Source organism: Pseudoxanthomonas winnipegensis, from assembly GCF_004283755.1.
Classification (GTDB): Bacteria; Pseudomonadota; Gammaproteobacteria; order Xanthomonadales; family Xanthomonadaceae; genus Pseudoxanthomonas_A; species Pseudoxanthomonas_A winnipegensis.
The window spans coordinates 179,444-203,635 of the sequence record NZ_SHMH01000007.1 but is presented as its reverse complement, the minus strand read 5'-3'; the positions used below and the strand labels follow the sequence as shown (position 1 = coordinate 203,635).

27 protein-coding genes are annotated in these 24,192 nt (G+C 69.8%); 7 read left to right on the top strand and 20 right to left on the bottom strand.

Annotated features, from left to right (window positions below; genetic code table 11):
• Positions 1 to 47 precede the first annotated feature (47 nt).
• The 14 genes from EAT51_RS14840 to EAT51_RS14775 form a co-directional block, all read right to left on the bottom strand.
• A complete protein-coding gene (locus EAT51_RS14840) occupies positions 48 to 668 on the bottom strand; it encodes a DUF1294 domain-containing protein (RefSeq protein ID WP_130521012.1) in 621 nt (206 codons plus the stop codon).
• Positions 669 to 680: 12 nt separating this feature from the next.
• Positions 681 to 2,039: a magnesium transporter gene (gene mgtE / locus EAT51_RS14835; RefSeq protein WP_130521010.1), complete on the bottom strand. Its 1,359-nt coding sequence runs from the start codon at positions 2,037 to 2,039 to the stop codon at positions 681 to 683.
• Between the two features lie 145 nt (positions 2,040 to 2,184).
• Positions 2,185 to 3,915 carry a phosphoenolpyruvate--protein phosphotransferase gene (gene ptsP, locus EAT51_RS14830; protein WP_130521008.1) on the bottom strand — a complete coding sequence of 577 codons (1,731 nt, stop codon included), beginning with the start codon at positions 3,913 to 3,915 and terminating at the stop codon, positions 2,185 to 2,187.
• Positions 3,915 to 4,184 (bottom strand): HPr family phosphocarrier protein, encoded by a 270-nt coding sequence (locus EAT51_RS14825; protein WP_130521006.1) that lies wholly within the window; start codon positions 4,182 to 4,184, stop codon positions 3,915 to 3,917. The genes ptsP and EAT51_RS14825 overlap by 1 nt, the downstream gene beginning before the upstream one ends.
• Positions 4,177 to 4,569 (bottom strand): PTS sugar transporter subunit IIA, encoded by a 393-nt coding sequence (locus EAT51_RS14820; protein WP_130521004.1) that lies wholly within the window; start codon positions 4,567 to 4,569, stop codon positions 4,177 to 4,179. Before EAT51_RS14820 ends, EAT51_RS14825 begins: the two co-directional genes overlap by 8 nt.
• Before the next feature lie 102 nt (positions 4,570 to 4,671).
• Positions 4,672 to 5,583 carry an RNase adapter RapZ gene (gene rapZ, locus EAT51_RS14815; protein WP_130521002.1) on the bottom strand — a complete coding sequence of 304 codons (912 nt, stop codon included), beginning with the start codon at positions 5,581 to 5,583 and terminating at the stop codon, positions 4,672 to 4,674.
• Positions 5,580 to 6,530, bottom strand: coding sequence for an HPr(Ser) kinase/phosphatase (hprK, locus tag EAT51_RS14810; protein WP_130521000.1), 951 nt, complete (start codon positions 6,528 to 6,530; stop codon positions 5,580 to 5,582). The genes rapZ and hprK overlap by 4 nt, the downstream gene beginning before the upstream one ends.
• 145 nt (positions 6,531 to 6,675) lie before the next feature.
• Positions 6,676 to 6,990: a ribosome hibernation-promoting factor, HPF/YfiA family gene (gene hpf / locus EAT51_RS14805; RefSeq protein WP_130520998.1), complete on the bottom strand. Its 315-nt coding sequence runs from the start codon at positions 6,988 to 6,990 to the stop codon at positions 6,676 to 6,678.
• Positions 6,991 to 7,156: 166 nt separating this feature from the next.
• Positions 7,157 to 8,599, bottom strand: a complete 1,443-nt coding sequence (locus EAT51_RS14800; protein ID WP_130520996.1) for an RNA polymerase factor sigma-54 — start codon at positions 8,597 to 8,599, stop codon at positions 7,157 to 7,159.
• Between the two features lie 54 nt (positions 8,600 to 8,653).
• A complete protein-coding gene (lptB, locus tag EAT51_RS14795) occupies positions 8,654 to 9,373 on the bottom strand; it encodes an LPS export ABC transporter ATP-binding protein (protein WP_130561785.1) in 720 nt (239 codons plus the stop codon).
• A complete protein-coding gene (lptA, locus tag EAT51_RS14790; protein ID WP_130520992.1) occupies positions 9,373 to 9,927 on the bottom strand; it encodes a lipopolysaccharide transport periplasmic protein LptA in 555 nt (184 codons plus the stop codon). The genes lptB and lptA overlap by 1 nt, the downstream gene beginning before the upstream one ends.
• Entirely contained in the window at positions 9,905 to 10,465 is a 561-nt protein-coding gene (lptC, locus tag EAT51_RS14785) for an LPS export ABC transporter periplasmic protein LptC (protein WP_130520990.1), read from the bottom strand. Before lptC ends, lptA begins: the two co-directional genes overlap by 23 nt.
• Positions 10,462 to 11,013, bottom strand: coding sequence for a KdsC family phosphatase (locus tag EAT51_RS14780; protein WP_228257951.1), 552 nt, complete (start codon positions 11,011 to 11,013; stop codon positions 10,462 to 10,464). Before EAT51_RS14780 ends, lptC begins: the two co-directional genes overlap by 4 nt.
• A gap of 42 nt (positions 11,014 to 11,055) precedes the next feature.
• Complete coding sequence (locus EAT51_RS14775; RefSeq protein ID WP_130520986.1) at positions 11,056 to 12,063, bottom strand: KpsF/GutQ family sugar-phosphate isomerase; 1,008 nt, start codon at positions 12,061 to 12,063, stop codon at positions 11,056 to 11,058.
• A 53-nt stretch (positions 12,064 to 12,116) separates the two neighbouring features.
• Here EAT51_RS14775 and EAT51_RS14770 point away from each other — a divergent pair, with 53 nt between their 5' ends.
• From EAT51_RS14770 to EAT51_RS14760, 3 genes are read left to right on the top strand one after another with little or no spacing between them, the layout of a single operon-like run.
• Positions 12,117 to 12,347: a BolA family protein gene (locus EAT51_RS14770; protein ID WP_130520984.1), complete on the top strand. Its 231-nt coding sequence runs from the start codon at positions 12,117 to 12,119 to the stop codon at positions 12,345 to 12,347.
• 37 nt (positions 12,348 to 12,384) lie between these two features.
• Positions 12,385 to 13,656 carry a UDP-N-acetylglucosamine 1-carboxyvinyltransferase gene (murA, locus tag EAT51_RS14765; RefSeq protein WP_130520982.1) on the top strand — a complete coding sequence of 424 codons (1,272 nt, stop codon included), beginning with the start codon at positions 12,385 to 12,387 and terminating at the stop codon, positions 13,654 to 13,656.
• Positions 13,653 to 13,991, top strand: a complete 339-nt coding sequence (locus EAT51_RS14760) for a hypothetical protein (protein WP_130520979.1) — start codon at positions 13,653 to 13,655, stop codon at positions 13,989 to 13,991. The genes murA and EAT51_RS14760 overlap by 4 nt, the downstream gene beginning before the upstream one ends.
• Before the next feature lie 244 nt (positions 13,992 to 14,235).
• Here EAT51_RS14760 and EAT51_RS14755 read toward each other — a convergent pair whose 3' ends face one another.
• The 4 genes from EAT51_RS14755 to purM are packed head-to-tail and all read right to left on the bottom strand — an operon-like array spanning position 14,236 to position 17,488.
• On the bottom strand, positions 14,236 to 14,928 hold the full coding sequence (locus tag EAT51_RS14755; RefSeq protein ID WP_130520977.1) for a DUF3108 domain-containing protein: 693 nt from the start codon (positions 14,926 to 14,928) through the stop codon (positions 14,236 to 14,238).
• 1 nt (position 14,929) lies between these two features.
• Complete coding sequence (locus EAT51_RS14750; protein ID WP_130520975.1) at positions 14,930 to 15,742, bottom strand: DUF3108 domain-containing protein; 813 nt, start codon at positions 15,740 to 15,742, stop codon at positions 14,930 to 14,932.
• Positions 15,739 to 16,413: a phosphoribosylglycinamide formyltransferase gene (purN, locus tag EAT51_RS14745; RefSeq protein WP_130520974.1), complete on the bottom strand. Its 675-nt coding sequence runs from the start codon at positions 16,411 to 16,413 to the stop codon at positions 15,739 to 15,741. The genes EAT51_RS14750 and purN overlap by 4 nt, the downstream gene beginning before the upstream one ends.
• A gap of 40 nt (positions 16,414 to 16,453) precedes the next feature.
• Positions 16,454 to 17,488, bottom strand: coding sequence for a phosphoribosylformylglycinamidine cyclo-ligase (gene purM, locus EAT51_RS14740; protein WP_130561803.1), 1,035 nt, complete (start codon positions 17,486 to 17,488; stop codon positions 16,454 to 16,456).
• Between the two features lie 177 nt (positions 17,489 to 17,665).
• Between purM and EAT51_RS14735 the strand changes: the two genes are divergently transcribed.
• From EAT51_RS14735 to hda, 3 genes are read left to right on the top strand one after another with little or no spacing between them, the layout of a single operon-like run.
• Positions 17,666 to 18,739: a DUF2066 domain-containing protein gene (locus EAT51_RS14735; protein ID WP_130520972.1), complete on the top strand. Its 1,074-nt coding sequence runs from the start codon at positions 17,666 to 17,668 to the stop codon at positions 18,737 to 18,739.
• 34 nt (positions 18,740 to 18,773) lie between these two features.
• Entirely contained in the window at positions 18,774 to 19,934 is a 1,161-nt protein-coding gene (locus EAT51_RS14730) for an AI-2E family transporter (protein ID WP_425599582.1), read from the top strand.
• Entirely contained in the window at positions 19,931 to 20,626 is a 696-nt protein-coding gene (gene hda / locus EAT51_RS14725) for a DnaA regulatory inactivator Hda (RefSeq protein ID WP_130520968.1), read from the top strand. Before EAT51_RS14730 ends, hda begins: the two co-directional genes overlap by 4 nt.
• 214 nt (positions 20,627 to 20,840) lie before the next feature.
• Here the strand turns inward: hda and murU are convergent, their stop codons facing one another.
• Both murU and EAT51_RS14715 read right to left on the bottom strand, forming a co-directional pair.
• Positions 20,841 to 21,599, bottom strand: coding sequence for an N-acetylmuramate alpha-1-phosphate uridylyltransferase MurU (gene murU, locus EAT51_RS14720; RefSeq protein ID WP_130561783.1), 759 nt, complete (start codon positions 21,597 to 21,599; stop codon positions 20,841 to 20,843).
• On the bottom strand, positions 21,596 to 22,621 hold the full coding sequence (locus EAT51_RS14715; protein ID WP_130561782.1) for an aminoglycoside phosphotransferase family protein: 1,026 nt from the start codon (positions 22,619 to 22,621) through the stop codon (positions 21,596 to 21,598). Before EAT51_RS14715 ends, murU begins: the two co-directional genes overlap by 4 nt.
• Before the next feature lie 75 nt (positions 22,622 to 22,696).
• On the opposite strand from EAT51_RS14715, the gene EAT51_RS14710 reads away from it, so the two are divergent.
• Positions 22,697 to 24,100, top strand: coding sequence for a mannose-1-phosphate guanylyltransferase/mannose-6-phosphate isomerase (locus EAT51_RS14710; RefSeq protein ID WP_130561781.1), 1,404 nt, complete (start codon positions 22,697 to 22,699; stop codon positions 24,098 to 24,100).
• The last annotated feature ends 92 nt before the right edge of the window (positions 24,101 to 24,192 follow it).

The window sequence follows — 24,192 nt, the reverse complement described above, 5'->3', positions numbered from 1 at the left end:
GCATCCTAGGTCCCTGGCTCGGCTTACGCATGGCGTGCTGCAGCAGATCATGCCCACGGACGCCAGTAGACCAGCAGCGCCAGGACCGCACAGTGCATCGCCACTAGCGACCAGAACGCGATCTGATAGCTCCGCTTTCGGTTCTTGTGACGCAGACTGCGTTGCGCGATCAGCGCCCCAGGCCAGCCGCCAAGCAATTCCAGCAGATGCAGCGTCTGTTCCGGTGTGCGCCATGCGTTGGATCCGGCTGCACGTTTGTCCAGGGCGTACGCGGTCCAGGTCACGCCGCTCATCGCCAGCACGCCGATCACGCCCCAGTCCGGCACGCGATGGGACCAGGCCAGCCACGCAAGAACCAGCCCGTAGGCGACCAGCATGCACCAGCCCGGCCAGCCTCCATGCCAGGCCTGAGGCGCGTTAGCTGCCGCGCGTTGCCTGGCCGATGCGCTCGGGGGGACGACGCGGCGGACCCTTTTGGCCGCGGGTTGCCCATCGCGGCCCTGGCCCTGCGTATAGCGCAGCCATTCGCCCACCTCCGGCCTGCGCCCCTGCTGCTGGTAGTCGCGGATGTGGAAGAACAGCTTCGGCCCGTCCACTGGCTGGATGAAGCCGTAGCCGCGCGCGTCGTGCCACTCGGTCACCTTGCCCAGCCGCTCGCCGTCGCGCATCCGCCCGCTCCTTCAGAGCAGCACCAGGGTGGCCAGGCCAAGAAAGCTCATGAAGCCCATCACGTCGGTGAGGGTGGTCAGGATCACGCTGCCGGCCAGCGCCGGGTCGAAGCCCATGCGCTTGAGCGCCAGCGGCACGGCCACGCCGCCGGCCGCGGCGGTCAGCAGGTTGAGCGTCAGCGCGGTGCCGATCACCAGCGACAGGCCAGGCTGGCGGAACCACACCAGCACGATCAGCCCCAGCAGCGTGCCCAGCCCCAGCCCGTTGATCAGCGCCACGCCCAGCTCCTTGCGCAGCAGCACGTAAACGTTGGAGGCGCCGATCTGTCCCAGCGCCAGGCCGCGCACCATCAGCGCCAGCACCTGGGTGCCGGCGTTGCCGCCCATGCCGGCCACGATCGGCATCAGCGCGGCCAGCGCGACGATCTTGGCGATGGTGCCTTCGAATTGGCTGACCACCGAGGAGGCGATGAAGGCCGTGCCCAGGTTGATGCCCAGCCACAGCATGCGCCGGCGGAAGGCGCGCCGGATCGGCGAGAACAGGTCCTCGTCCTCGTCCAGGCCGGCCGCGCTCATGGCCTGGTGCTCGGCCTGGTCGCGGATGATGTCGACCACGTCGTCGATGGTGATGCGGCCCATCAGGATGTTGTTGTCGTCCACCACCGGCGCCGAGACCCAGTCGTGGTCGGAGAACTTGCGCGCGACTTCCTCCGAGCGCTCCTCCACGTCGATGGCCGGCTGCTCGTCGTCGATCAGGCGGTTGATCGGCGTAGACGGCTCGTGGGTGACCAGCGCGGCCAGCGGCACGCGGCCCAGGTACTGGTGCTTCTTGCTGACCACGAACAGGTAGTCGGTGTGGTCGGGCAGTTCGCCGCGCAGGCGCAGGTAGCGCAGCACCACCTCGATGTTGACGTCGGCCCGCACCGTGACCACGTCGGGATTCATCAGGCGGCCGGCGCTGTCCTCAGGGTAGGACAGCACCTGCTCCAGGCGCTCGCGGTTCTCGCGGTCCATCGACTTGAGGACCTCGTCGATGACCGTGTCGGGCAGGTCCTCGACCAGATCGGCCAGGTCGTCGATGTCCAGGTCCTCGACCGCCGCGACGATTTCGTCGGGGTCCATCTCGGCCAGCAGGCTTTCGCGCACTTCCTCGCCGACGTGGACCAGCACCTCGCCATCGTCCTCCGGATCGACCAGGCCCCAGACCACCTCGCGCTTGCCCGGTGGCAGCGACTCGAGCAGGTTGCCGATCTCGGCCGGCGAGAGCGTGTTGACCAGGCGCCGCACCGGCCCCAGACGACCGCTGTCCAGCGCATCGGAAAGCAGGCGCAGCTGGCGTGCGGTCTTGTCGTGGCGGACGGCTTCTGCCATGCGCATGGCCCCTGTGCGGTCGGTGGAAGCACCGCCTCGCCGATGGACGATGCGCTGCAGGTCAGGTGTTCATCGCGGCATTATCGCTTTTAAGCCATGAGTGCGTGAAGAGCATGGAGGCAATAGGCGAAGCACCGGCCTGCCCTCACGTCTCGTTGTTCGCTCCTGACTTCGCCAGCCAGCGCTCGATGCCGCTGCGGTCGCGCGCCTTGAGCAGGGCGGGGGCGGCCTTGAGCAGCGCGCCGCGGTCGTGGCCGCGGATGGTGCGGCGCAGTTCGAGCATGTGCGAGGGATGCAGGCTGAAGTGTTCCAGCCCCAGGGCCAGCAGGATCGGCGCCATCGCCGGGTCGCCGGCGATCTCGCCGCACACCGCGACCTGCTTGCCGTGGCGGCGGCCGGCGCGCAGCACGCCGTCGAGCAGATGCAGCAGCGCCGGGCGCAGCGGCGAATACAGCTCGCCCAGCGCCTCGTTGTTGCGGTCGGCCGCCAGCAGGTACTGCACCAGGTCGTTGGTGCCGATGGAGAGGAAATCGACCAGGTCGATGAAGTGCTCCACGCAGATCGCCGCCGACGGCACCTCGATCATCGCGCCGATCTGCACCTGCGCCGCGATCTCGTGGCCTTCCTTGACCAGCTGCCGGGCCAGGCGCTTGAGGCGCTTGCGCACGTCGAGCAGTTCCTCGCGGATGGCCACCATCGGCACCAGCACGCGCACCGGGCCGTAGCCGGAGGCGCGCAGGATGGCGCGCAGCTGGGTGTCGAACACCTCGCCATGCGCACGCGAGAGGCGCACGCCGCGCAGGCCCAGCGCCGGGTTGGCCTCGCCGCGCAGGGCCAGGCCGGTGCGATCGGCCTTGTCCGCGCCCAGGTCCAGGGTGCGGATGGTCACCGGCCGCCCGCTCATGCCCAGCACCACGTCGCGATAGGTGTGGAACTGTTCTTCCTCGCTGGGCAGCTCGGCGCGCTGCAGGAACAGGAACTCGGTGCGGTACAGCCCGATCCCGGCCGCGCCCAGCGCATGGGCCTGGGCCACGTCCTCGCGCGATTCGGCGTTGGCGTGCAGCGCGATGTCCACGCCGTCGCGCGTGCGGGTGGGCTTGCTGCGCAGGCGGCCGAGCTCGCGTTGTTCGCGCTTGAGATCCTTCAGGCGCTGGCGGAACTCGCGTAGGTCTGCGGCGGAGGGTTCGACCACCACCTCGCCGGTCTCGCCATCGACGATCAGCGCATCGCCGTCGTTGATCTTGGCAAGCGCCGCGCTGCAGCCCACCACCAGCGGCATGTGCAGGCTGCGCGCCAGGATGGCGCTGTGCGAGAGCGGGCTGCCGGTGGAGGTGACCACCGCCACCACGCCCTGCGCCTGCAGCTGCGCCAGTTCGGAAGGGGCGACCGTATCGCTGACCAGGATCTCGCCGGCCAGGCCTTCCGGATCGATGGCGCGGCTGTGCAGATGAGCATGGATGCGCCCGATCACATGGTCCAGATCGTCCATGCGGCTTTTCAGGTAGGCGTCGTCCATGTCGCGGAACACGGCCGCCAGGCGGTCGCGCTGCAGGCGCAGGGCGTAGTCGGCGCCGTAGCGGCCCTTGCGGATCAGGTCGTCCAGGCCCTGCAGCAGTTCCGGATCGTCCAGCAGCAGGGCGTGCAGGTCGAGGAACTCGCCGACCTCGCGCGCCAGCGCGCCGTGCAGGCGCGTGCGCAGCTCGCGCATTTCCGCCCGCGCCGCGTCGATGGCGCCGTGCAGGCGGGCCAGCTCCTCATCGACCTCGCGCGCGCGGATGCGCTGCTCGGCCACGTCCAGCGCGTGCGGCAGGCGCACGCGCGCGCGACCCAGGGCACTGCCGCGCGAAGCCCCGTGGCCCGGCAGCAGTTTCCTCATCAGGCGTCCTCGTCGAAGCGCCGTTCGAACAGGTCGACGATGGCCTGCATGCACGCGGCCTCGTCCTCGCCGTCGGTGCGCACGGTGACCTGGGTGCCCTTGCCGGCGGCCAGCAGCATCACGCCCATGATGCTCTTGGCGTTGACCTGGCGCCCCTTGGCGGCCAGGGTCACGTGGCTGCGGAAGGGCGAGACCACCTGGACCAGCTTGGCGGTGGCGCGCGCATGCAGCCCTAAGGCGTTGGAGACGGTGAGTTCGCGCTCAAGCATCGTCGAGGATGGCTCCATTTCGTGAGCCGGCCGCCGCGGTGGCCGGGAGTTCGTCCAGTCCCTGTTCGGGGTAATTCATCACCCGCAGCAGCATCGGCAGGCTCAGCGCCGAAACGCGCCGCACCGGCGTGCCCAGGCGCGCCACCCGGGCGGCCAGGTTGCTGGGCGAGCCGCCGTAGACGTCGGTCAGCACCAGCACGCCTTCGCCGCCGTCCACGCGCCGCAGCGCGGCCGAGGCCTGCGGCAGCAGCGCGTCCAGGTCCGCGTCGAAGGGCACCTCGAAGGCCTCGGCCTTCAACGGCAGGTTGCGCAGCATGCCGCCGGCCACCGCCAGGAGCGAGGGGCCGATGCCGGGATGGGTGATGAGCAGGACGCCACAGGTCATGGTGACAACATTAACAGGCTGATGCCGCGCGCATCGACCTGGGATCACGGTTTTCTCCGTCCCGCGATGCGCCGCAGCACGCGTTGGCGCACGCTTAGCGCGTCAGTCCAGTTCGCGGTGGAAGGTGGCGACCTGGTCCCAGCCCTGGGTGCGGGCGTGTTCGGCCAGTCGCTCGGTGAGGAAGACCGAGCGGTGCTTGCCGCCGGTGCAGCCGAAGGCCACGGTCACGTAGCTGCGCGTCTCCCCGCGCAGGCGCGGCAGCCAGGTATCCAGGAATTCGCTGACCTGCCGCACATAGCGCTGCACGTCGTCCTGCGCCTCGAGGTATTCGCGCACCGGGGCGTCGCGGCCGGTCAGCGGGCGCAGCTCGGGCTGCCAGTGCGGGTTGGGCAGCACGCGCGCGTCGAACACGAAGTCCGCATCGGCCGGCACGCCACGGCGGTAGGCGAAGGATTCGAACAGCAGCGAGGGCGCGTCGCGGCTGTCGAAGGCGAACTCGCCGACCACGCGGCGGCGCAGCTGGTGCACGTTGAGCTGGCTGGTGTCGATCACCAGGTCCGCCTCCAGCCGCAGCGGCTGGGTGACCTGGCGCTCGCGCGCGATCGCTTCGGGCAGCGACAGGCCGGTATGGCTCAGCGGGTGGCGCCGGCGCGTGTCCGAGTAGCGGCGCAGCAGCACCGCGTCTTCCGAGTCGAAGAACACCAGCTTGGCGTCCAGCCCCAGCCGCCCCACCGCCGCGCGCCACAGCGAGAGCCTGGACAGATCGCTGTGGCGGTTGCGCACGTCGATGCCCACGGCGACCTTCTGCGGCAGCACGTCCTCGCGCATCAGGCTGCGGATGAAGTCCGGCAGCAGCTCGATGGGCAGGTTGTCCACGCAGTAGTAGTCCAGGTCCTCCAGCGTCTTGAGCGCCACCGACTTGCCCGAGCCGGACAGGCCGCTGACGATCAGCACGAACGGCGCCTGCGCCGGTTCGGCGGGCTTGGCGCCCTCGTCGGTCGGGGCCTGACTCATGGCGTGCTGCGCTCCAGCAGGTTGCTGTGGCGGGCGATGAACATCGCCGCCGGGTCGATGCCCTTGGTGCGCAGGATATGCAGGCGCGTGGCCGCCTCGGTCAGCACCGCCAGGTTGCGGCCGGGCATCACCGGCAGGGTGATCAGCGGCACGTCCAGGTCCAGCACGTGGCGCGCGCCCGAGTCGCCGGTCAGGCGGTCGTAGCCGTGCACGCCGGGCTCGGTCATCGGCCGGGTCAGGTGCACGATCAGGCGCAGGTACTTGTTCTTCTTCACCGAGGTGTCGCCGAACATGTCGCGCACGTTGAGCACGCCCAGCCCGCGTACCTCCAGCAGGTCCTGCAGCAGTTCCGGACAGGTGCCGTCGAGCACGTCCGGCGCGATCTGGGTGAACTCGGGCGCGTCGTCGGCCACCAGGCGATGGCCGCGGGTCAGCAGTTCCAGCGCCAGCTCGCTCTTGCCCGAACCGGCCTCGCCGGTGATCAGCACGCCGATGGAATAGATCTCCATGAACACGCCGTGCAGCGTCACCCGCGGCGCCAGCGTGCGCGCCATGTGGTAGGACAGGAAGTTGAGCAGCTCGTGGCCGCGGCGCGGCGAGACCCACAGCGGGGTCTCGGTCTCTTCGGCGGTGGCGCGCAGGTCCTCGGGGCAGGACTGGTTCTTGCTGATCACCAGCGCCAGCGGCCGGTCGGCCATCATCTTCTCGATGGTCTCCCACCGCTGGCGCGAATCCAGCCCGTCAAGCCAGGCCAGCTCCTCGGTGCCCAGGATCTGCACCTTGTTGGGATAGATCGCATTGAGGTAGCCGGCCAGCGAGGGCCGGCGCTTGACCTTGCCGGCGGTGTCGATCTGGCGCTTGCCGCCGGCCCGCCCGGCGATCCAGCGCAGGCCCAGCTTGTCCTTCATCTGCTCGAACAGCTCGCTGGCGGTGATGCTGGAATTCATGGCGTCGGGGAAAGCGGCATCGAAGCGCGATGATACGACGTGCCGGTGACACATCCACGCGCGCGGCCGCGCGGCGCGGCGCCATAACGCAGACGGCGGCCGAAGGGCCGCCGTCTGGTGAGGATGCATCGTGGCCGGGACAGGCTCAGTCGGCGTTCTCGCCGCGGCCGCGCTGGCGGTCGATCTGCTTGCGCTTGTGCTTGAGCACCAGCCGGTCCAGCTTGTCGGCCAGGATGTCGATGGCCGCGTACATGGTTTCGGCGCCGGCGTCGGCGTGCAGCGTGCGGCCGGAGAAGTTGATCGTGGCTTCGGCCACGTAGTCGGGCTTGGAGAACCCCAGTTGCGTGCGGCATTCGAGCGGCTGGTCGAAATGTCGTTCAAGGCGCTTGAGTTTCGTCTCGACGTAGTCACGCAGTGCGGGGGTGACTTCCATCGACTGGCCGTATGTCTCGATTCGCATCGCATTGTCTCCTGCAGTGGTTGTTGCGTCGGTTGTTGGGACAAACCGGGCGGGTGTGGGGTTCCTTGCTGCTCCTGTGGTTGGCGGGGTTGGGTTCAAGTTCGCACCGGTCGGCCCGGTGTTCAAGCTGGCAGGTGGCAGGTGAACCTGCCGCCAATCGCAAGGATCAGCCCATCCGCACGCGCTCGTGCGAGGACAGGATGTCCATGGCCTCACGATACTTGGCCACCGTGCGCCTGGCCACCGGCACGCCTGACGATTTCAACAGGTCGGCCAGCTTCGCGTCGGACAGCGGCTTGCGCGGGTTTTCGGACTCGATCAGCTTGCGGATCATCGACTGGATGGCGGTGCTGGAGGCTTCCCCGCCCCCCTCGGTGCTCACCCCCGAGGCGAAGAACGCGCGCAGGGGCAAGGTGCCGCGCGGGGTGCGCACGTACTTGCGGGCGATGGCGCGCGAGACGGTGGACTCGTGCAGGCCGACCTCGCCGGCGACCTCGCGCAGGGTCAGCGGGCGCAGGGCGGCCTCGCCGAATTCCAGGAAGCCGGCCTGCTGATGGATCAGGCAGCGGGTGACCTTGAGCAGGGTATCGCCGCGGGCCTCCAGGCTCTTGAGCAGCCAGCGCGCCTCCTGCAGGTGGCCGCGCAGGTAGCCGGCGTCCGACTCGCTGCACTGGCGGATCATCGACTCGTAGCCGCGGTGGATGGACACCCGCGGCAGATGCTGGCTGGCCAGGGCCGCGCGCCAGATGCCCTTCTGGCGCCAGACCACGCAGTCGGGCACCACATAAGTGTCCTGGCTGAGTTCGCCGATCTGCACGCCCGGCTTGGGATCCAGCGAGCGCAGCAGCGCCACGGCGTCCTCGACCTCGGCCTGGGGGCGCTTGAGCTCGCTGGCCAGGCCGGCCACGCCGCTGCGCGGCAGCTTCTCCAGCAGGGCGCCCTGGGCGATGGTCAGCGCCAGCGCACGGCCGGGCGTGTCGGCCGAGAGCACGTCCAGCTGCAGGCACAGGCACTCGCCCAGCGAGCGCGCGCCGACCCCGACCGGATCGAAGCGCTGCAGCTGGCACAGCACCGCCTGGATCTCGTCCTCGCCGGCCACGACCTCCGGCCGCAGGGTCTGGGCGATCTCGGCCAGCTCGGTGCGCAGATAGCCGTCGTCGTCGATGGCGTCGATCACCGCCGCGCCGATGCGCCGGTCGCGCAGGGACAGCTGCGACAGATGCAGCTGCCACAGCAGATGGTCCTGCAGGCTGTCGGTCTGGGCCACCCGCTCGGCCGCGCTGCCGGGGTTGTCGTCGTCGTCGAACGAGCCGCCGGACCCGCCGCCGCCCTCGTTGCTCCAGGGATTCTCGTCGGCCTGCCAGTCCTCGCGCTCGGGCTGGCGCTCTTCGGGCGGCTCGTCGGCCGGGGCGTGGTCGGCGTGTTCGACGCCGCCGGCCTGGGCATCGGGGCCGTCCTCGGCCCAGTCCAACAGGGGGTTGGTCTCCACCGCCTCGGTGATCTCGGCCTCCAATTCGGCCGCGGACATCTGCAACAGACGGATCGCCTGACGCAGTTGCGGCGTCATGACCAGTTGCTGGCCCAGCGATGTCTGGAGGCGTGGCTTCATTCGCGAACCGTCAGGATAGCGGACCGAACGCCTACCGCGTCCGCCACGCGCGCCTTACAGCCGGAAGGTCTCTCCCAGGTAGACGCGACGGACGTCCGCGTTGGCCAGCAGTTCGTCCGGAGCCCCCTGCGCCAGCACGCTGCCTTCGGCGAGGATATACGCCCGGTCGCAGATTCCCAAGGTTTCGCGGACGTTGTGGTCGGTGATCAGCACGCCGATGCCGCGGTCCTTGAGGTGGGTGATGATGCGTTGGATCTCGCCGACCGAGATCGGGTCCACGCCGGCGAAGGGCTCGTCCAGCAGCATCAGACGCGGCCTGGCGGCCAGGGCGCGGGCGATTTCCACGCGGCGGCGCTCGCCGCCGGACAGGCTGGCGCCGAACTGGTCGGCGACATGGCTGATCTGCAGCTCTTCCAGCAGCGAGGCCAGCTCGCGCTCGGCGCCGTCGCTGTCCAGGTCCTCGCGCAGCTCCAGCACCAGGCGGATGTTGTCGGCCACGGTCAGCTTGCGGAACACGGAGGGTTCCTGCGGCAGATAGCCCACGCCGAGCTTGGCGCGGCGGTACATCGGCTCGCTGGTGATGTCCTGGCCGTCCAGCACGATGTTGCCGGCGTCGGCCGAGACCAGTCCCACGATCATGTAGAAGCAGGTCGTCTTGCCGGCGCCGTTGGGGCCGAGCAGGCCGACCACCTCGCCCTGGTCGAGGGTCAGGCCGAATTCGCGCACCACCTCGCGCTGCTTGTAGCGCTTGCGCAGTCCCTGGGCCGACAGCATTACTTGGTCCCCGGCTTGGCGGGAGCGGGCGCGGCGCCCGCGGCGGGGGCCTTGTTCTTGGGCTGGATCACGGTGCGCACGCGGTTGCCGTCGCCGCCGCTCTGCATGTTGCCGGTCACGGTGTTGTAGACCATCTTCTCGCCCGCATTGGTGCCGCGGGGGGAGGTGATCTTGTAGTTGCCGGTCAGGGTGACTGTATTGTTGAGCACGTCGTAGTCGATGCGGTCGGCGGTGGCGTCGATCGGCGTGCCGTCGTCGTTGATCTGCTTCATGCGCGCCTGCTTGCCGGTGAAGATGCCGCGCGATATCTCGCCATTCTTGCGGAAGATCTGGCCGTTGTCGGCATGCACCTCCAGCGTGCCCTGGATGATCACCACATTGCCCGACAGATTGGTCACGCCATCGTCGGCGAAGGTGCCGTCGCTGCTGGCCGATTCGATGCTCATCGGCTCGTTGCGGTCGGACTTCTTCGCCAGCGCGCCCCCCGCCACAGCCAGCAGGCAGGCGGCCACCAGTGCGGCCAGACCGGTCTTATTGCGCGGATTTGGGGACATAGCGGGATTTCACCTTGGACTTGAATTTGTATTGTTGGGTCTGCGTATTGATTTCGAAACCCGTGCCCTGCAGGGTGCTTCCGGGCTGGGTCAGGGTGACCGGCTGGTCGGTGCTGGCCACGTGCTGGTCGGGGAAGACGTCCAGCCGGCTGGTGGCGAAGGTCGAGCGCGTGGCCGCCTCGGGCGGGCTGTTGCCGACCACATCCCCGGTCAGCACCGCCTTCTCGCCCTTGGCCGCCACCCAGGCGCTCTTGCTGCGCATCTCCCAGTGGTGCCCGTCCTTGTCGGGCATCAGGAACAGCGGGGTGGTGATGCTGAAGGTCTCATCGCTGGCGGTGCGGTGCATCTCCGGCGCGCGCAGGGTCACGCCCTCGGTCCCGTCCTTGTTGAGGGTGACCATCTCGAAGTCGTGCATGATGTAGTCCGACTGCGCGGCCGGGCCACTGGTGTGCGACTTCTTGCGATTGTTCCAGGCCGACCAGCCGAACAGCAGCAGCGCCACCAGCAGCGCCAGTCCCAGCCCCATGCGCCAGTTCATGCGGCGCCCTCCTGCAGCAGCCGCTCGACATGCCCTTGCGCGGCCAGCACCAGGTCGCAGGCCTGGCGCGCGGCGCCATGGCCGCCGCCGGCCGGGGTCGTCCAGTGCGCCAGCGGCGCCACCCAGGGATGGGCATTGGCCGGCGCCACCGCCAGCCCGACGCGGCGCAGCGTGGTCAGGTCGGCCAGGTCGTCGCCCATGAACAGGACCTGCTCCAGCGCCAGGCCGCGCTCGGCGCACAGCCGCTCGACCAGGCCCAGCTTGTCCTTGACGCCCTGGTGCACGCCGATGCCCAGTTCGCGCGCGCGGTGCTCGACCACCTGGCCGCTGCGCGCGGTGACCAGCATCACCTCGATGCCATGCCGGCGCAGCAGCACCAGGCCCAGCCCGTCCTGCACATGGAAGGTCTTGCCTTCACGGCCCTCGGCATCCAGGAACAGCCCGCCGTCGGTCAGCGTGCCGTCGACGTCGAAGCAGGCCAGGCGCACGCGCGCGGCGCGTTGCAGCAGGGCGTCGGTGACGTCGGGCAGGTGGGCATGGGCGGTCAAAACGGGGCGGTCCTTCATGAATAGGCGCAGGTGGCGTGGTTCTTACACCACGCGTGCACGCAACAGGTCGTGAACATTGAGCGCGCCGATCACGCGCTGGTCGGCGTCGACCACGATCAGGCCGCTGCCGATGTTGCGGGTTTCCAGCAGGCGCGCGGCCTCGGTGGCCAGCGCCTGCGGCCCGATGGTGACGGGGTGATGGGTCATCAGGCTGGCGATGGGCGTGGTGTGGATGTCCAGCCCGGCATTGTCCAGGGCGCGGCGCAGGTCGCCGTCGGTGAAGATGCCGCGCAGCACGCGCTGGTCGTCCACCACGGCGGTCATGCCCAGCCGCTTGCGGCTCATCTCCACCAGCGCCTGGGCCAGGGTGGCGTGCTGGGACACGGTCGGCACGTCCTCGCCGGTGTGCATGACATCGCTGATGTGCACCAGCAGGCGCCGGCCCAGGCTGCCGGCCGGATGCGAGCGGGCGAAGTCCTCCGAGGTGAAGCCGCGCGCCTCCAGCAGGGCCACGGCCAGCGCGTCGCCCATGGCCAGGGTGGCGGTGGTGCTGGAGGTCGGTGCCAGGTGCAGCGGGCAGGCCTCGGCCGGGACGCTGACGTCCAGGTGCAGGTCGGCCTGGCGGGCCAGGGTCGAGGCCGGGCGCCCGGTCATGGCGATCACCAGGTTGCCCTGGCGGCGCAGCACCGGCAGCAGCATCAGGATCTCGTCGGACTCGCCGGAGTAGGAAATGGCCAGCACGATGTCCGCGTCGGTGATCATCCCCAGGTCGCCGTGACCGGCCTCGCTGGGGTGGACGAAGAAGGCCGGCGTGCCGGTGGAGGCCAGGGTCGCGGCGATCTTGCGCGCGATATGCCCCGACTTGCCCATGCCCATGGCCACCACGCGCCCGGCGCCGGCCAGCACCATCCGGCAGGCGGCCGAGAACGGGCCGTCGATGCGCTGGGCCAGCGCGGTCAGCGCGTCGGCCTCGATCTGCACCGCGCGACGGCCACTGGCGGCCAGGGCGGCATCGTCGACGGGAACGCTGTGCTGCGCGGTGGAAGGCATCGGGGGCGATGGCCTGGGCTTAGAATGGTCGGCCATTTTAGGAGGAAAGGCCGTTGGACGCCGAAACCATCCGTGAACTCATCCAGACGGGCCTGCCCGGCGCCCAGGCGCGCGTGCAGGGCGATGACGGCGTGCATTTCGAGGCCACCGTGGTCTGCGAGGCGTTCAAGGGCAAGCTGCCGCTGGCGCGCCACCGCATGGTCTACGCCACCCTGGGCGACCTGATGGGCGGCGCGATCCACGCCCTGCAACTCAAGACCGTCACCCCCGACGAAGCCGCCTAAGCGCGGTCGCGTTCCCTTTCGGACATCCCCAAGCTCCATGCAGAAGATCATCGTCACCGGTGGCGCGCCGCTCAACGGCGAAGTCACCATCTCCGGCGCCAAGAACGCCGTGCTGCCCATCCTGTGCGCCACGCTGCTGGCCGACGCGCCGGTGGAGATCACCAACGTCCCCAACCTGCACGATGTGGCCACCACGGTGAAGCTGCTGAGCGGCATCGGCGCCGGGGTCGAGATCGACGAGGGCGGCGACGGCGCGGGGCGCCGCATCACCATCGACCCGAGCACCGTGGACCGCTTCGTGGCTCCTTACGAACTGGTGCGCACCATGCGCGCCTCGATCCTGGTGCTGGGCCCGCTGGTGGCGCGCCACGGCGCGGCGGTGGTGTCGCTGCCGGGCGGCTGCGCCATCGGTTCGCGTCCGGTTGATCAGCACATCAAGGGCCTGCAGGCGCTCGGCGCGCACATCACCGTCGAGAACGGCTACATCAAGGCGCGCGCGGCGCGGCTGAAGGGCACGCGCTTCGTGTTCGACATGGTCACCGTCACCGGCACCGAGAACGTCATGGCCGCCGCAACGCTGGCCGAAGGCACCACGGTGCTGGAGAACGCGGCGATGGAGCCGGAGGTCACCGACCTGGCCGACTGCCTCAACGCGCTGGGCGCGCGGATCGAAGGCGCGGGCACCTCGCGCATCGTCATCCATGGTGTCGAGCGCCTCGGCGGCGGCCGCCACGCGGTGGTGCCGGACCGCATCGAGACCGGCACCTTCCTGGTGGCCGCGGCGATGACCGGCGGCAGGATCACCGCGCGCAGCGCGCGTCCGGACACGCTGGAGGCGGTGCTGGACAAGCTCACCGAGGCCGGGGCGCACATCGAGACCACGGCCGACACGATCACCCTGGACATGCAGGGCAAGCGGCCCAAGGCGGTCGATCTGACCACCGCGCCGTACCCGGCGTTCCCGACCGATATGCAGGCGCAATTCATGGCGCTCAACTGCGTGGCCGAGGGCGTGGGCGTGATCAACGAGACGATCTTCGAAAACCGCTTCATGCACGTCAACGAGCTGCTGCGCCTGGGCGCGGACATCCGCGTGGAGGGTCATACCGCCATCGTGCGCGGCGCCGCCCAGCTGTCCGGTGCTCCGGTCATGGCCACCGACCTGCGCGCCTCGGCCTCGCTGATCCTGGCCGGCCTGGTGGCCAGCGGCGAGACCACGATCGACCGCATCTACCACCTGGACCGCGGCTACGAGAACATCGAAGGCAAGCTCGGCGCGCTGGGCGCCACCATCAGGCGCGCGTCATGACGATGATCAAGCGCCGCACCGGAACGCCGGTGTTCTCGCGTCGGCGCCGTGCGCTGCTGACGCTGGTGGGGATCGCGCTGCTGGCGGTGGCGTGGATGGCCTGGATCGGCGCGGCCGGTCTGAGCGGCATCTCCAGCAAGGACATGGACTGGGACGGCAACGGCCAGGTCACCGGCCAGGAGATCGCCCAGTCCTATTACGCGGTCGTCGCGGAGAAGACCACCGAAGGCAATCGCACCTGCACCACCTACAAGTGGCGCAGCAGCGGCACGCAGATCCGCGTCGAATGCCGCACCGAGCTGCATCCGGCGCAAGCGGGCGAGGCGAAGAAGTAGGCGGCATGCGCGGCATCGCGCAGATGCCGCCGGCTTGAGTCGTTCCAAAAAAATGCGGGCGCCGCCACAAGGGCGGCTCCCACTTGTAGAGCGGAGCTTGCTCCGCTGCCTTTCGGCCGGATCGTCGGGAAGCCCTAGCGGAGTCCCCCAAAGGGGATTGCCACAAGCTCCGCTCTACAAGGAGGCTGCGCTCGATCTGAGAGACAGCTGCTCCCACGGGTTCGCTAGGAACCCGCGCCGCGGATCAGTTGAACGAGGTCAGGGTCAGGTCGTAGGAGTCCTGACCGTTCTCCCGCTGCAGCATGCGCACCGGCACCGGCATGTCCGGCACCACCCACACGATCATCTGCTTCTTGCCCTCGGTCTGGCTGACCTTGGTTGCGGTGACCTGCTTGCCGGCGATGGTGATGGTGTCCTTGCCGGTGACCTGGTAGCTCATCGGCGTGGCCTTGCCGTTCTCCAGCATTCGGTAGTTGAGCGTCTGCTTGCCGGCGTGCACGTCGCGCACGATGGCCAGGTTCACCAGCAGCGCGTCCATGTCGCCGGGCTCCAGCGCGACCGGGCCGCGGCGGTTGTCCTTGATGTCGCCGCTCCAGGTGGCCTGCTTGCTGGCCCAGTCGTAGGCGGTCTTCACCTGCTTGCTTTTGACCAGCACCAGCGAGGCATCGCTGGAGGACAGCGGACGGAACTGGCCGTCCTTCTCCTCGAAGGTGGTGGACTGGGTCAGGTTGACCAACTGGTTGCGCACGTTCAGGTCGTACTTCCACTTGCCGGCGCCCTGGGCGGCCAGGGTCATCTGGCCGTTGCCCTGCATGCCCATCGCGCTGGCCTGGTAGGTGGCGTTGAACGGCTGCAGGGCCAGGGCCGGCGCCGCGGCCAGGGCGAGCACGGCGATGGCGGCCAGCGCCTTGAGCGGGCGGATCGGGTTGGATGTCATGTCATTGCACTCCCTGGTAATCGATGAGGCGCAGGTCGATGGCGTCCTCGCCATCGTCGCGTTGCAGCATGCGCACGGGGGTGGGCACGCCCGAGGCGACCCAGAAGATCTGTTCGCGGTCGCCGCCGTTGGTGCGGGCCACGCGCATGGCGTCGTAGCTGAGTTCGCCGACCTGCACGATCTCGGTCTGCGGGGCGACCGCGTACTGGTACTGGCGCGCGCGGCCGTTGTCGACCACGCGGTAGTCCAGCGCCGCGCCCGGCTTGGCGTCGCGCATGATCGCCAAGTCCAGCAGCAGCGAGCTCATGTCGCCGGCCTTCAGCGGGACCGGCGCGCGCCGGTCCTTGTCGACCTTGCCTTCCCACTGCGCGGTATTGCTGCGCCAGTCGTAGCTGCCGGTCTGCTGCTTGTCGCCGAACACGGCCTTGCGCACCGTGCTCTGGCTCAGCGGCCGCAGCAGGATGCCGGCACCGGTGTCGGTGACGTCGAACACCGTGCTCTGCTGGATGTTCAGGCGCAGCAGGCTGGCCACGCCGCGCTCGCCGCGGATCTCCAGGTCCAGCCGCCACTGGTTGCCCTCGCGGTGCACCACCTGCAAGGTGGCATCGCCGGCGCGCTTGCCCTTGTACCAGGCCTCGTAGGTGGCGGTGAACGGCGCCAGCGTCCAGGGCTGGGGAGCGTCCGGCGCGGCGCTGTCGGCGGCCGTTGGGGCGGCGGGCGGTGTTGCGTTGGGCGTAGCCGGCGCCTGCTGGGCCTGGGTTGCGGGCACGGCACAGGCGAGCAGCAGGATGCCGGTCAGCAGGATGGTCTTCACGGGGTCGCTTCGGGGTGGGGCATGCGCCGTTCGAGGGAATCTAGTGTCAGCGGCGTAAATCGCGGCTGACCATCGACGTAGGTCGTGCCATCACGTTCAGACAGCCGCCCGGCCACGGCCAGGCGCAGCACCGCGGGCAGCAGGCGGTGTTCGAGTGCCAGCACGCGCGAGGCGAGGGTCTCGGGCGTTTCGCCGGCCTCGACGGGCAGGCGCGCCTGGGCGATCAGGCTGCCGGCATCCAGCTCGGGAATGACGAAATGCACGCTGCAGCCATGTTCTGTGTCGCCGGCGGCCAGCGCTGCGGCATGGGTGTGCAGGCCGCGGTGGCGCGGCAGCAGGGAGGGGTGGATGTTGAGCATGCGCCCGGCGAAGCGCGCGATCAGCGCCTCGCCCAGGATGCGCATATAGCCTGCGCATACGATCCAGTCGGCGCCGGAGGCGGCCAGGGCGTCGGCCAGCGCCCGTTCGTAGGCCTGGCGGCTCTCGAAACTGGACGGCCTGGCCGACCAGCGCAGTTCCGGCGGCACGCGCATCAGCGCGCCGGCCTGCGGGCGGTCGGAGAAGACGCCGACCAGGCGCGCGTCCAGCCGATCTTGCGCGATCGCGTCGAGGATCGCCTGCAGGTTGCTGCCGCGCCCGGAGGCCAGCACCGCGATGCGTGGCAGGGTCATGCGCGGCGCCCGGAGCGGGGGCAGGGCAAGCGCCGGGCCGTCAGCCGATCCGCACGCGCTCGCCGGCGCCGGCGGCCACCACCTGGCCGATGCGCCAGTGGCCGATGCCGGCCTGGTCCAGGCTGGTCTCCAGCGCCGCGGCGCTGGCCGCGTCGGCGATCAGCACGAAGCCGATGCCGCAGTTGAAGGTGCGCCACATCTCCTCGTCGGCCACCGCGCCGGCCTGCTGCAGCCACTGGAACAGCGGCGGCAGCGGCCAGGCGCTCGCGTCGATGTCCAGGCCCAGGCCGTCGGGCACGACGCGGATGATGTTCTCGGTCAGGCCGCCGCCGGTGATGTGGGCCATGGCGTGGATGGGCTTGCCCGCGCCCGCGCCGTGGCTGCGCAGCAGCGCCAGCACCGGCTTGACGTACAGGGTGGTCGGCGCCATCAGCGCATCGATCAGCGGCACGCCGCCGATGTCCAGCTCGGCGGGGCGACCGGCGCGGTCGTAGATGCGGCGGATCAGCGAATAGCCGTTGGAGTGCGCGCCCGAGGACGCCAGGCCTATAAGCACGTCGCCTTCGCCTACGGCGCTGCCGTCGAGCATCTCGGCCTTCTCGACCGCGCCGACAGTGAAGCCGGCCAGGTCGTATTCGCCCGGGGCGTACATGTCGGGCATCTCCGCGGTCTCACCGCCGATCAGCGCGCAACCGGACAGTTCGCAGCCCTTGGCGATGCCGCCGACCACGGCCACGGTCGTGTCCACGTCCAGCTTGCCGGTGGCGAAGTAGTCCAGGAAGAACAGCGGCTCGGCGCCCTGCACCAGCACGTCGTTGACGCACATGCCGACCAGGTCGATGCCGATGGTGTCGTGGCGGCCGAGCTCCTGGGCCAGCTTGAGCTTGGTGCCGACGCCGTCGGTGCCCGAGACCAGCACCGGCTTGCGGTACTTGCCGGACAGGTCGAACAGGGCGCCGAAGCCGCCCAGGCCGCCCATCACCTCGGGCCGGAAGCTGCGCTTGACCAGCGGCTTGATCCGTTCGACCACGGCGTTGCCGGCGTCGATGTCCACCCCCGCGTCGCGGTAGGTCATGGGCGTGGCGGCGGGCGGGTTGGGCTGGGTCACAAGGCGGCCGGATCTGAGGGAGGCGGGGGCGCATTTTAAGGGAAGTGCGTCCCTCGGCGTGCGCGGCGTGAACGGGGCGTGCTGGCGGTGGCGGGCCGTTCGGGCAACAATCCGCACGATTCGCTGTTGACTTTAGGACGCTCGATGCGCCGTTTGCACGCCCTGGCCGCTGCTGCCGCCCTCCTCCTTTTCTGCGCACTTCCTGCCGTGGCGCAGGACGCGCTGCGCACCGAGGGCGACGTCGCCAAGGCCCAGGGCCTCTACGAGGCCGAGGTCACGGTGCCCAGCCAGAGCGAGGGCGACCGCAACGGCGGTCTGGCGCGCGCGCTCGGGCAGGTACTGGGCAAGGTTAGCGGCGATCGCAACGCCGCCACGCGCCCCGGCGTGGCCGCCGAGCTGCGCAACGCCAAGAATTATCTGGACAGCTACGACTACCGGCAGGACCAGGGCACCTCGGCCACCGGCGCGCCGTCCTTCCGCACCACCCTGATCGCCCGCTTCGACCCGCAGAAGGTCGACGTGCTGGCCAGCGTGCTCGGCCTGCCGGTCTGGCCGCAGCCGCGCGCCAAGCCGGTGCTGTGGCTGGCCATCGACGACGGCTCGGGCCCGCGTCTGGTCGGTGTGCAGCAGTCCGGCGCGGCGCGCTCGGTGCTGGACCGCGCCGTGGACCGCGGCTACCGCCTGGGCCTGCCGCAGGGCACCGCGGCCGAGGCCGCGCTGGCCGCGGCGATCTGGCGCGGCGACACGGCGGCGGTGGCGAGCGCCTCGGCCCGCTATGCCCCGCCGATGCAGCTGATCGGCAAGCTCTACCGCGGCAAGTCCGGCTGGGTCGCCGACTGGACCTTCGTGGACAGCGGCAAGGTGCTGGCGACCTCGTCCAGCGACAACGCCGACGCCCGCCAGGCCATGGCCACCGGCGCCGACGTGGCCGCCGATGCGCTGGTCAAGCGTTATGCCAAGCAGGCCGTCGGCGGTCAGCCGGGCACCTACCGGATCCTCGTCAGCGGCATCCGCAGCGCCGAGGACTACGTGCGCCTGTCGGCGGCGCTGCAGCAGACCGCCGTGGTGCGCCGGATCGCGCCGGTGCGCGCACAGGGCGATGTGCTTGAGCTGGACCTGGATCTGCTCAGTGGCGTCGAAGGCCTGCAGCGCATGCTCGGACAGGATGGCCCGCTGGTCGGCGGCGACGGCAATCCGCCGCAGTTCTACCTCAAGTGACCCGCGCGCTGACGCCCAGGACGGTGCACCCATGATCATCGAGGACCCGCTGCAGGTCATCGCCCAGTTCCTGCGCCGGCTGCAGTGGGCGGCGCTGGCGGCCGCCCTGGTGTGGCTGCTGTGGATTCTCTCGCCGGTGCTGACCCCGTTCGCCTGCGCGGCGATCCTGGGCTGGATGGGCGATCCGCTGGTGGACCGGCTGGAGGCGCGCGGCTGGTCGCGCGGGATCTCGGTCACGGTGGTGTTCTTCGTGATGCTGCTGGCCATCACCGTGGTGCTGTTGCTGCTGGTGCCGACGATCCAGGACCAGATCTCGATCCTGGTGCGGTCGCTGCCGCGCTATCAGCAGTGGTTCTACCAGGTGGCCCTGCCGTGGATCGAGGGCCGCTTCAACGTGCGCGTGGCCGAGTACCTGGACTTCACCCACATCTGGGGGCTGCTGCGCAGCAACTGGGAGCGGGCCGGCGGGGTGGCCTACACCCTGTGGGGCTATGTGTCCCGCTCGGGCTTCGCGCTGTTCGGCTGGATGGCCAACTTGGTGCTGATCCCGGTCATCGCCTTCTTCTTCCTGCGCGACTGGGACCTGATCGTCGGCCGCGTGGCGGCGATGGTGCCGCGCAACCAGATCGGCGTGGTCAGCCGGCTGGCGGGCGAGTCCAGCGAGGTGCTGGGCGGCTTCCTCAAGGGCCAGCTGCTGGTGATGATCATCCTGGGCGTGCTCTACGGCGCCGGGCTGTGGGCGGTGGGCCTGGACCTTGGCATCCTGATCGGCCTGATCGCCGGCCTGCTGACCTTCGTGCCGTATCTGGGGCCGACCAGCGGCGTGGCGATGGGCCTGATCGCCGCGCTGATGCAGTACGGCGACGTCAAGCACCTGGTGCTGGTGTCGGTGGTATTCGCGGTGGGGCAGGTGATCGAGAGCTATGTGCTGACGCCCAAGCTGGTCGGCGATCGCATCGGCCTGCATCCGGTGGCGGTGATCTTCGCCGTGCTGGCCTGCGGCCAGCTGTTCGGCTTCCTGGGCATGCTGCTGGCGTTGCCGATCGCCGCGGTGGCCAATGTGCTGCTGCGCTATGCGCACGAGCGCTATACCCACAGCCAGCTCTATGCCGGCGGGCAGCCGACCATCCTGCTCGATCCACAGCGCACGCCGGTCGAAGGCCTGCATCCGCCGCAGGATCCCTCCTCGCCATGAGCGTGCCGCAGTTGCCGCTGGCGCTGCGGACCCCGTCTGATCAGCGCTTCGAAAGCTTCATCGGCGCGCCGGCCGGCGCGCTGGCGCAGCTGCAGGCCTTGGCGCGCGCGCCGGAGGCCGACTGGCTGTACGTCGCGGCCGCGCACGGCGCCGGCAAGACCCACCTGGCCCTGGCGGCCTGCGCGGCGGCCGGCGAGAGCGGGCGCGAGGCCGCTTATCTGCCACTGAAGGCGGCGGCCGGCCACCTGCAGCAGGCGCTCGACGGCCTGGAACGCCATGCCCTGGTGGCGCTGGACGGCCTGGAGGCCATCGCCGGCGATCGCGCCGATGAGATCGCGCTGTTCGACTTCCACAATCGCGCGCGTGCGGCCGGCATCGGCCTGCTCTACACCGCCGCCGATGTGCCCGATGCGATCGGCCTGGTCCTGCCCGACCTGCGCTCGCGCCTGGCGCAATGCGCGCGCATCGTGCTGCGCCCGCTGGATGACGCCGGGCGCGCGGCGCTGCTGCGCGATCGCGCTGCCCGGCGCGGGCTGGTGCTGGAAGACGCGGCGGTGGACTGGATGCTGACCCGCACCGTGCGCGAACCGGCGCAGCTGGTCGATCTGATCGAACGCCTGGATCGTGCCTCGCTGGCGGCCAAGCGGCGGGTGACCGTGCCCTTCCTGCGGCAGGTGCTGGCGGAGGAGTAGGGCCTGCGGTCGCGCTTGGCCTGCGCCACATCTGTGGGCGCAACTGTCTGCTCCGATCACGTCGCGGTCTCCTTGTAGAGCGGAGCTTGTGGCAATCCCCTTTTGGGGACTCCGCTGCGTTTCGTTTAGACCATCGGGAAAGCCCTAGCGGAGCAAGCTCCGCTCTACAGGTGGGGCCGCCGTTGTGGCCATTGGCCAATGGCGGCGATGGGCGCTACTTCGAAAGCTCCATCGCCGTTGTGGCGGCTCCCACGCCCCCGGCGCGCAGCTGCGCGTCCAGTTCGGCCAGACGCTGCGGTGTGCCCACGTCGGTCCAGCGTCCGGCATGGTGCTGGCCGGTGACCGCGTCGCGCGCCATCGCCGCGCGCAGCAGGGGCGCCAGCGGGAAGCGGGGCGGCTGTGCGTCCAGTCCGGGATTGGGGTCAGCCGCTTCGAACGCCGCGCGCCAGTCGCGCAGGATCTCGGGGCGATACACGCCGATGCCCGAATAGGTGAAGTTCTGCGCATCGTCGCGGCGCGGCTGCAGGCGATGCCCGTCGCTGAAACAGAAATCGCCGCGCGGATGGTGCGGCGGGTTGTCGATCATCACCAGATGCGCGTCGCCGGCCGGCGCGCGCGGCAGCGTGGCGAAGTCCAGATCGGTCCACACATCGCCGTTGACCGCCAGGAACGGCGCCTCTCCCAGCAGCGGCAGCGCGTGCAGCATGCCGCCGCCGGTCTCCAGCGGGACCGGGCCCTCGTGCGAGAAGGCGATGCGGACGCCGAAGGCGCTGCCATCGCCTAGCGCGCGCGGGAACTGGTCGGCCAGCCAGCTGAGGTTGATGACGACGTCGGTCACGCCGATCGCGGCCAGCTTGCGCAGATGCCAGACGACCAGCGGCGCGCCGCCCACCTCGAGCAGCGGTTTGGGCGTGTGGTCGGTCAGCGGCCGCATGCGCTCACCCAGCCCGGCGCAGAAGATCAGCGCCTTCATGCGCTGCGCGCCGCCAGGGCCGGGCGGATGCGCTGGTCCAACAGCTGCTGCAGCGGCTGCAGCTGCGGATGGCGCGGCAGCACCTGGTCCAGATAGGCGATGAAGCGCGGCAGGTCCGGCAGGTACTGCGACTTGCCATCGCGGTAGTGCAGGCGGCAGAAGATGCCGAGGATCTTGAGGTGGCGCTGGATGCCCATCCAGTCGGCATCGCGCAGGAAGGTCTGCGCCGAGGCCGGCACCGGCACGCCGGCCTGCAGCGCCCGCGCGTGGTAGCGCAGCAGCCAGCCGTCCACGCGTTCGAGCGGCCAGCTCAGGAAGGCGTCCTTGAACAGGCTCACCGCGTCGTAGGCGACCGGTCCGCGCACGCAGTCCTGGAAATCCAGCACCGCCGGGCCCGGCAGTACCGGCATCAGATTGCGCGGCATGAAGTCGCGATGGGTCAGCACCTTGTGCTGGCCCAGGGCGTTGTCCATCAGGCGGCGCTGGACCAGCTCCAGGCCGTCGCTGGCGTCGCAGTCCAGTTCGATGCCCAGATGCCGGCGCAGGAACCATTCCTCGAACAGCCCGGCATCGCGCTGCAGCAGCGCCTCGCCGAACACGCCCGTGCCTTCCGGCGGTGCGATCGCCTGCAGCATCAGCAGCTGGTCAAAGGCGGCGTCGAACCAGGCATCGGCCTGCGCCGGATCGCGCGACAGCAACTGCGCCAGGGTCGGCTGGCCGAGGTCTTCCAGCAGCAGGAAGCCGGCGTCCACATCGCGCGCCAGGATCCTCGGCACGCGCACGCCGCCGTCTTCCAGCAGCGCGTGCCAGGACAGCCACGGGCGCACGTCCTCCAGCCCGGGTGGGGAGTCCATCACGATCAGCGATTCGGCCGCGCCCTGGGTGCGCCAATAGCTGCGCTGGCCGGCGTCCACACTGGCCCGCTGCAGTGACAGAGCGGGCGCATTCAGTGTGATGCGCGCCCAGGAAAGTCGCTGGTCCGCGCGTGCGTGTGGGCTCGAAGGCGAGGACGCCTCGTTCATGGAACGTGCCGCATTCAGGTCGGGGTGCGCAGGGTACACTGAGCCCGATATCCCCACGGAAGAGACTCTGACACCATGAGCAAACTGCAACCCGTCCTGTTGTCGGGCGGCTCCGGCACACGCCTGTGGCCCCTGTCGCGCGAAGCCTATCCCAAGCAGTTCCTGCCGCTGGGAGACGAAAAGACGATGGTGCAGGCGACCTGGCTGCGGGTCGAACCGTTGACCTCGCTGCCGCCGCTGGTGGTGGCCAACGAAGGGCACCGATTCCTGGTGGCCGAACAGCTGCGCGAGATCCGCGCGCCGCAGCCGCGCATCCTGCTCGAGCCGGTCGCGCGCAATACCGCGCCGGCCATCGCCGCCGCGGCGCTGTGCGCGCTGGAGGACGGGCAGGACCCGCTGCTGCTGGTGCTGCCCTCCGATCATGTGATCACCAACCCCGAAGCCTTCCGCAACGCGGTCGAGCAGGCCAGCCCGGCCGCCCAGGCCGGGGCGCTGGTGACCTTCGGCGTGGTGCCCAGCCATGCCGAGACCGGCTTCGGCTATATCCAGGCAGGCGGCGGTCAGGGCGTGCAGCCGGTGCTGCGCTTCGTCGAGAAGCCCGACGCGGACACCGCGGCCCAGTATCTGGCCGAGGGCGGCTACTACTGGAACAGCGGCATGTTCCTGTTCAAGGCCAGCCGCTATGTCGAAGAGCTGGAGAAGTTCAACCCGCAGATGGTCTCGGCGGTGCGCGAGTCGCTGGCCAAGGCCAAGCGCGACGGCGACTTCATCCGCCTGGACAAGGACGCCTTTACGGCCTCGCCGTCCGATTCGATCGACTACGCGGTGATGGAGAAGACCGCCGACGCCAAGGTGCTGCCGCTGGACGTGGGCTGGAACGACGTCGGCTCGTGGTCGGCGCTGTGGGACGTGACCGAGAAGGACGCCAACGGCAACGCGGTCGAGGGCGACGTGATCACCGTGGACACGCGCAACAGCTACGTCTACGCCGAAAGCCTGGTCGCGCTGGTCGGCCTGGACGATGTGGTGGTGGTGGAGACCGACGATTCGATCCTGGTGGCCAAGAAGGACCGCGTGCAAGACGTCAAGAAAGTCGTGGCCCAGCTCAAGCACGACGAGCGCAGCCAGGCGGTCCTGCATCGCAAGGTCTACCGCCCCTGGGGTGCGTACGACTCGATCGACATGGGCGCGCGCTTCCAGGTCAAGCGCATCACCGTTAACCCGGGCGCGACGCTGAGCCTGCAGATGCATCACCACCGCGCCGAGCACTGGATCGTGGTGAGCGGCACGGCCGAGGTCACGCGTGGGGACGAGGTGATCCTGCTCACCGAGAACCAGAGCACCTATATCCCGCTGGGCGTGACCCACCGGCTGAAGAATCCCGGCCGCCTGCCGCTGGAGCTGATCGAGGTCCAGTCCGGCAGCTACCTGGGCGAGGACGACATCGTCCGCTTCGAGGACCAGTACGGCCGCACCTGAGCCGCCGCTGCGGCATAGCCAATAAGTCGAAGGCCCGCCCCACAGGCGGGCCTTCGGCGTTTATAACGTTCGACTGCCCTCGCGCTGCGCTC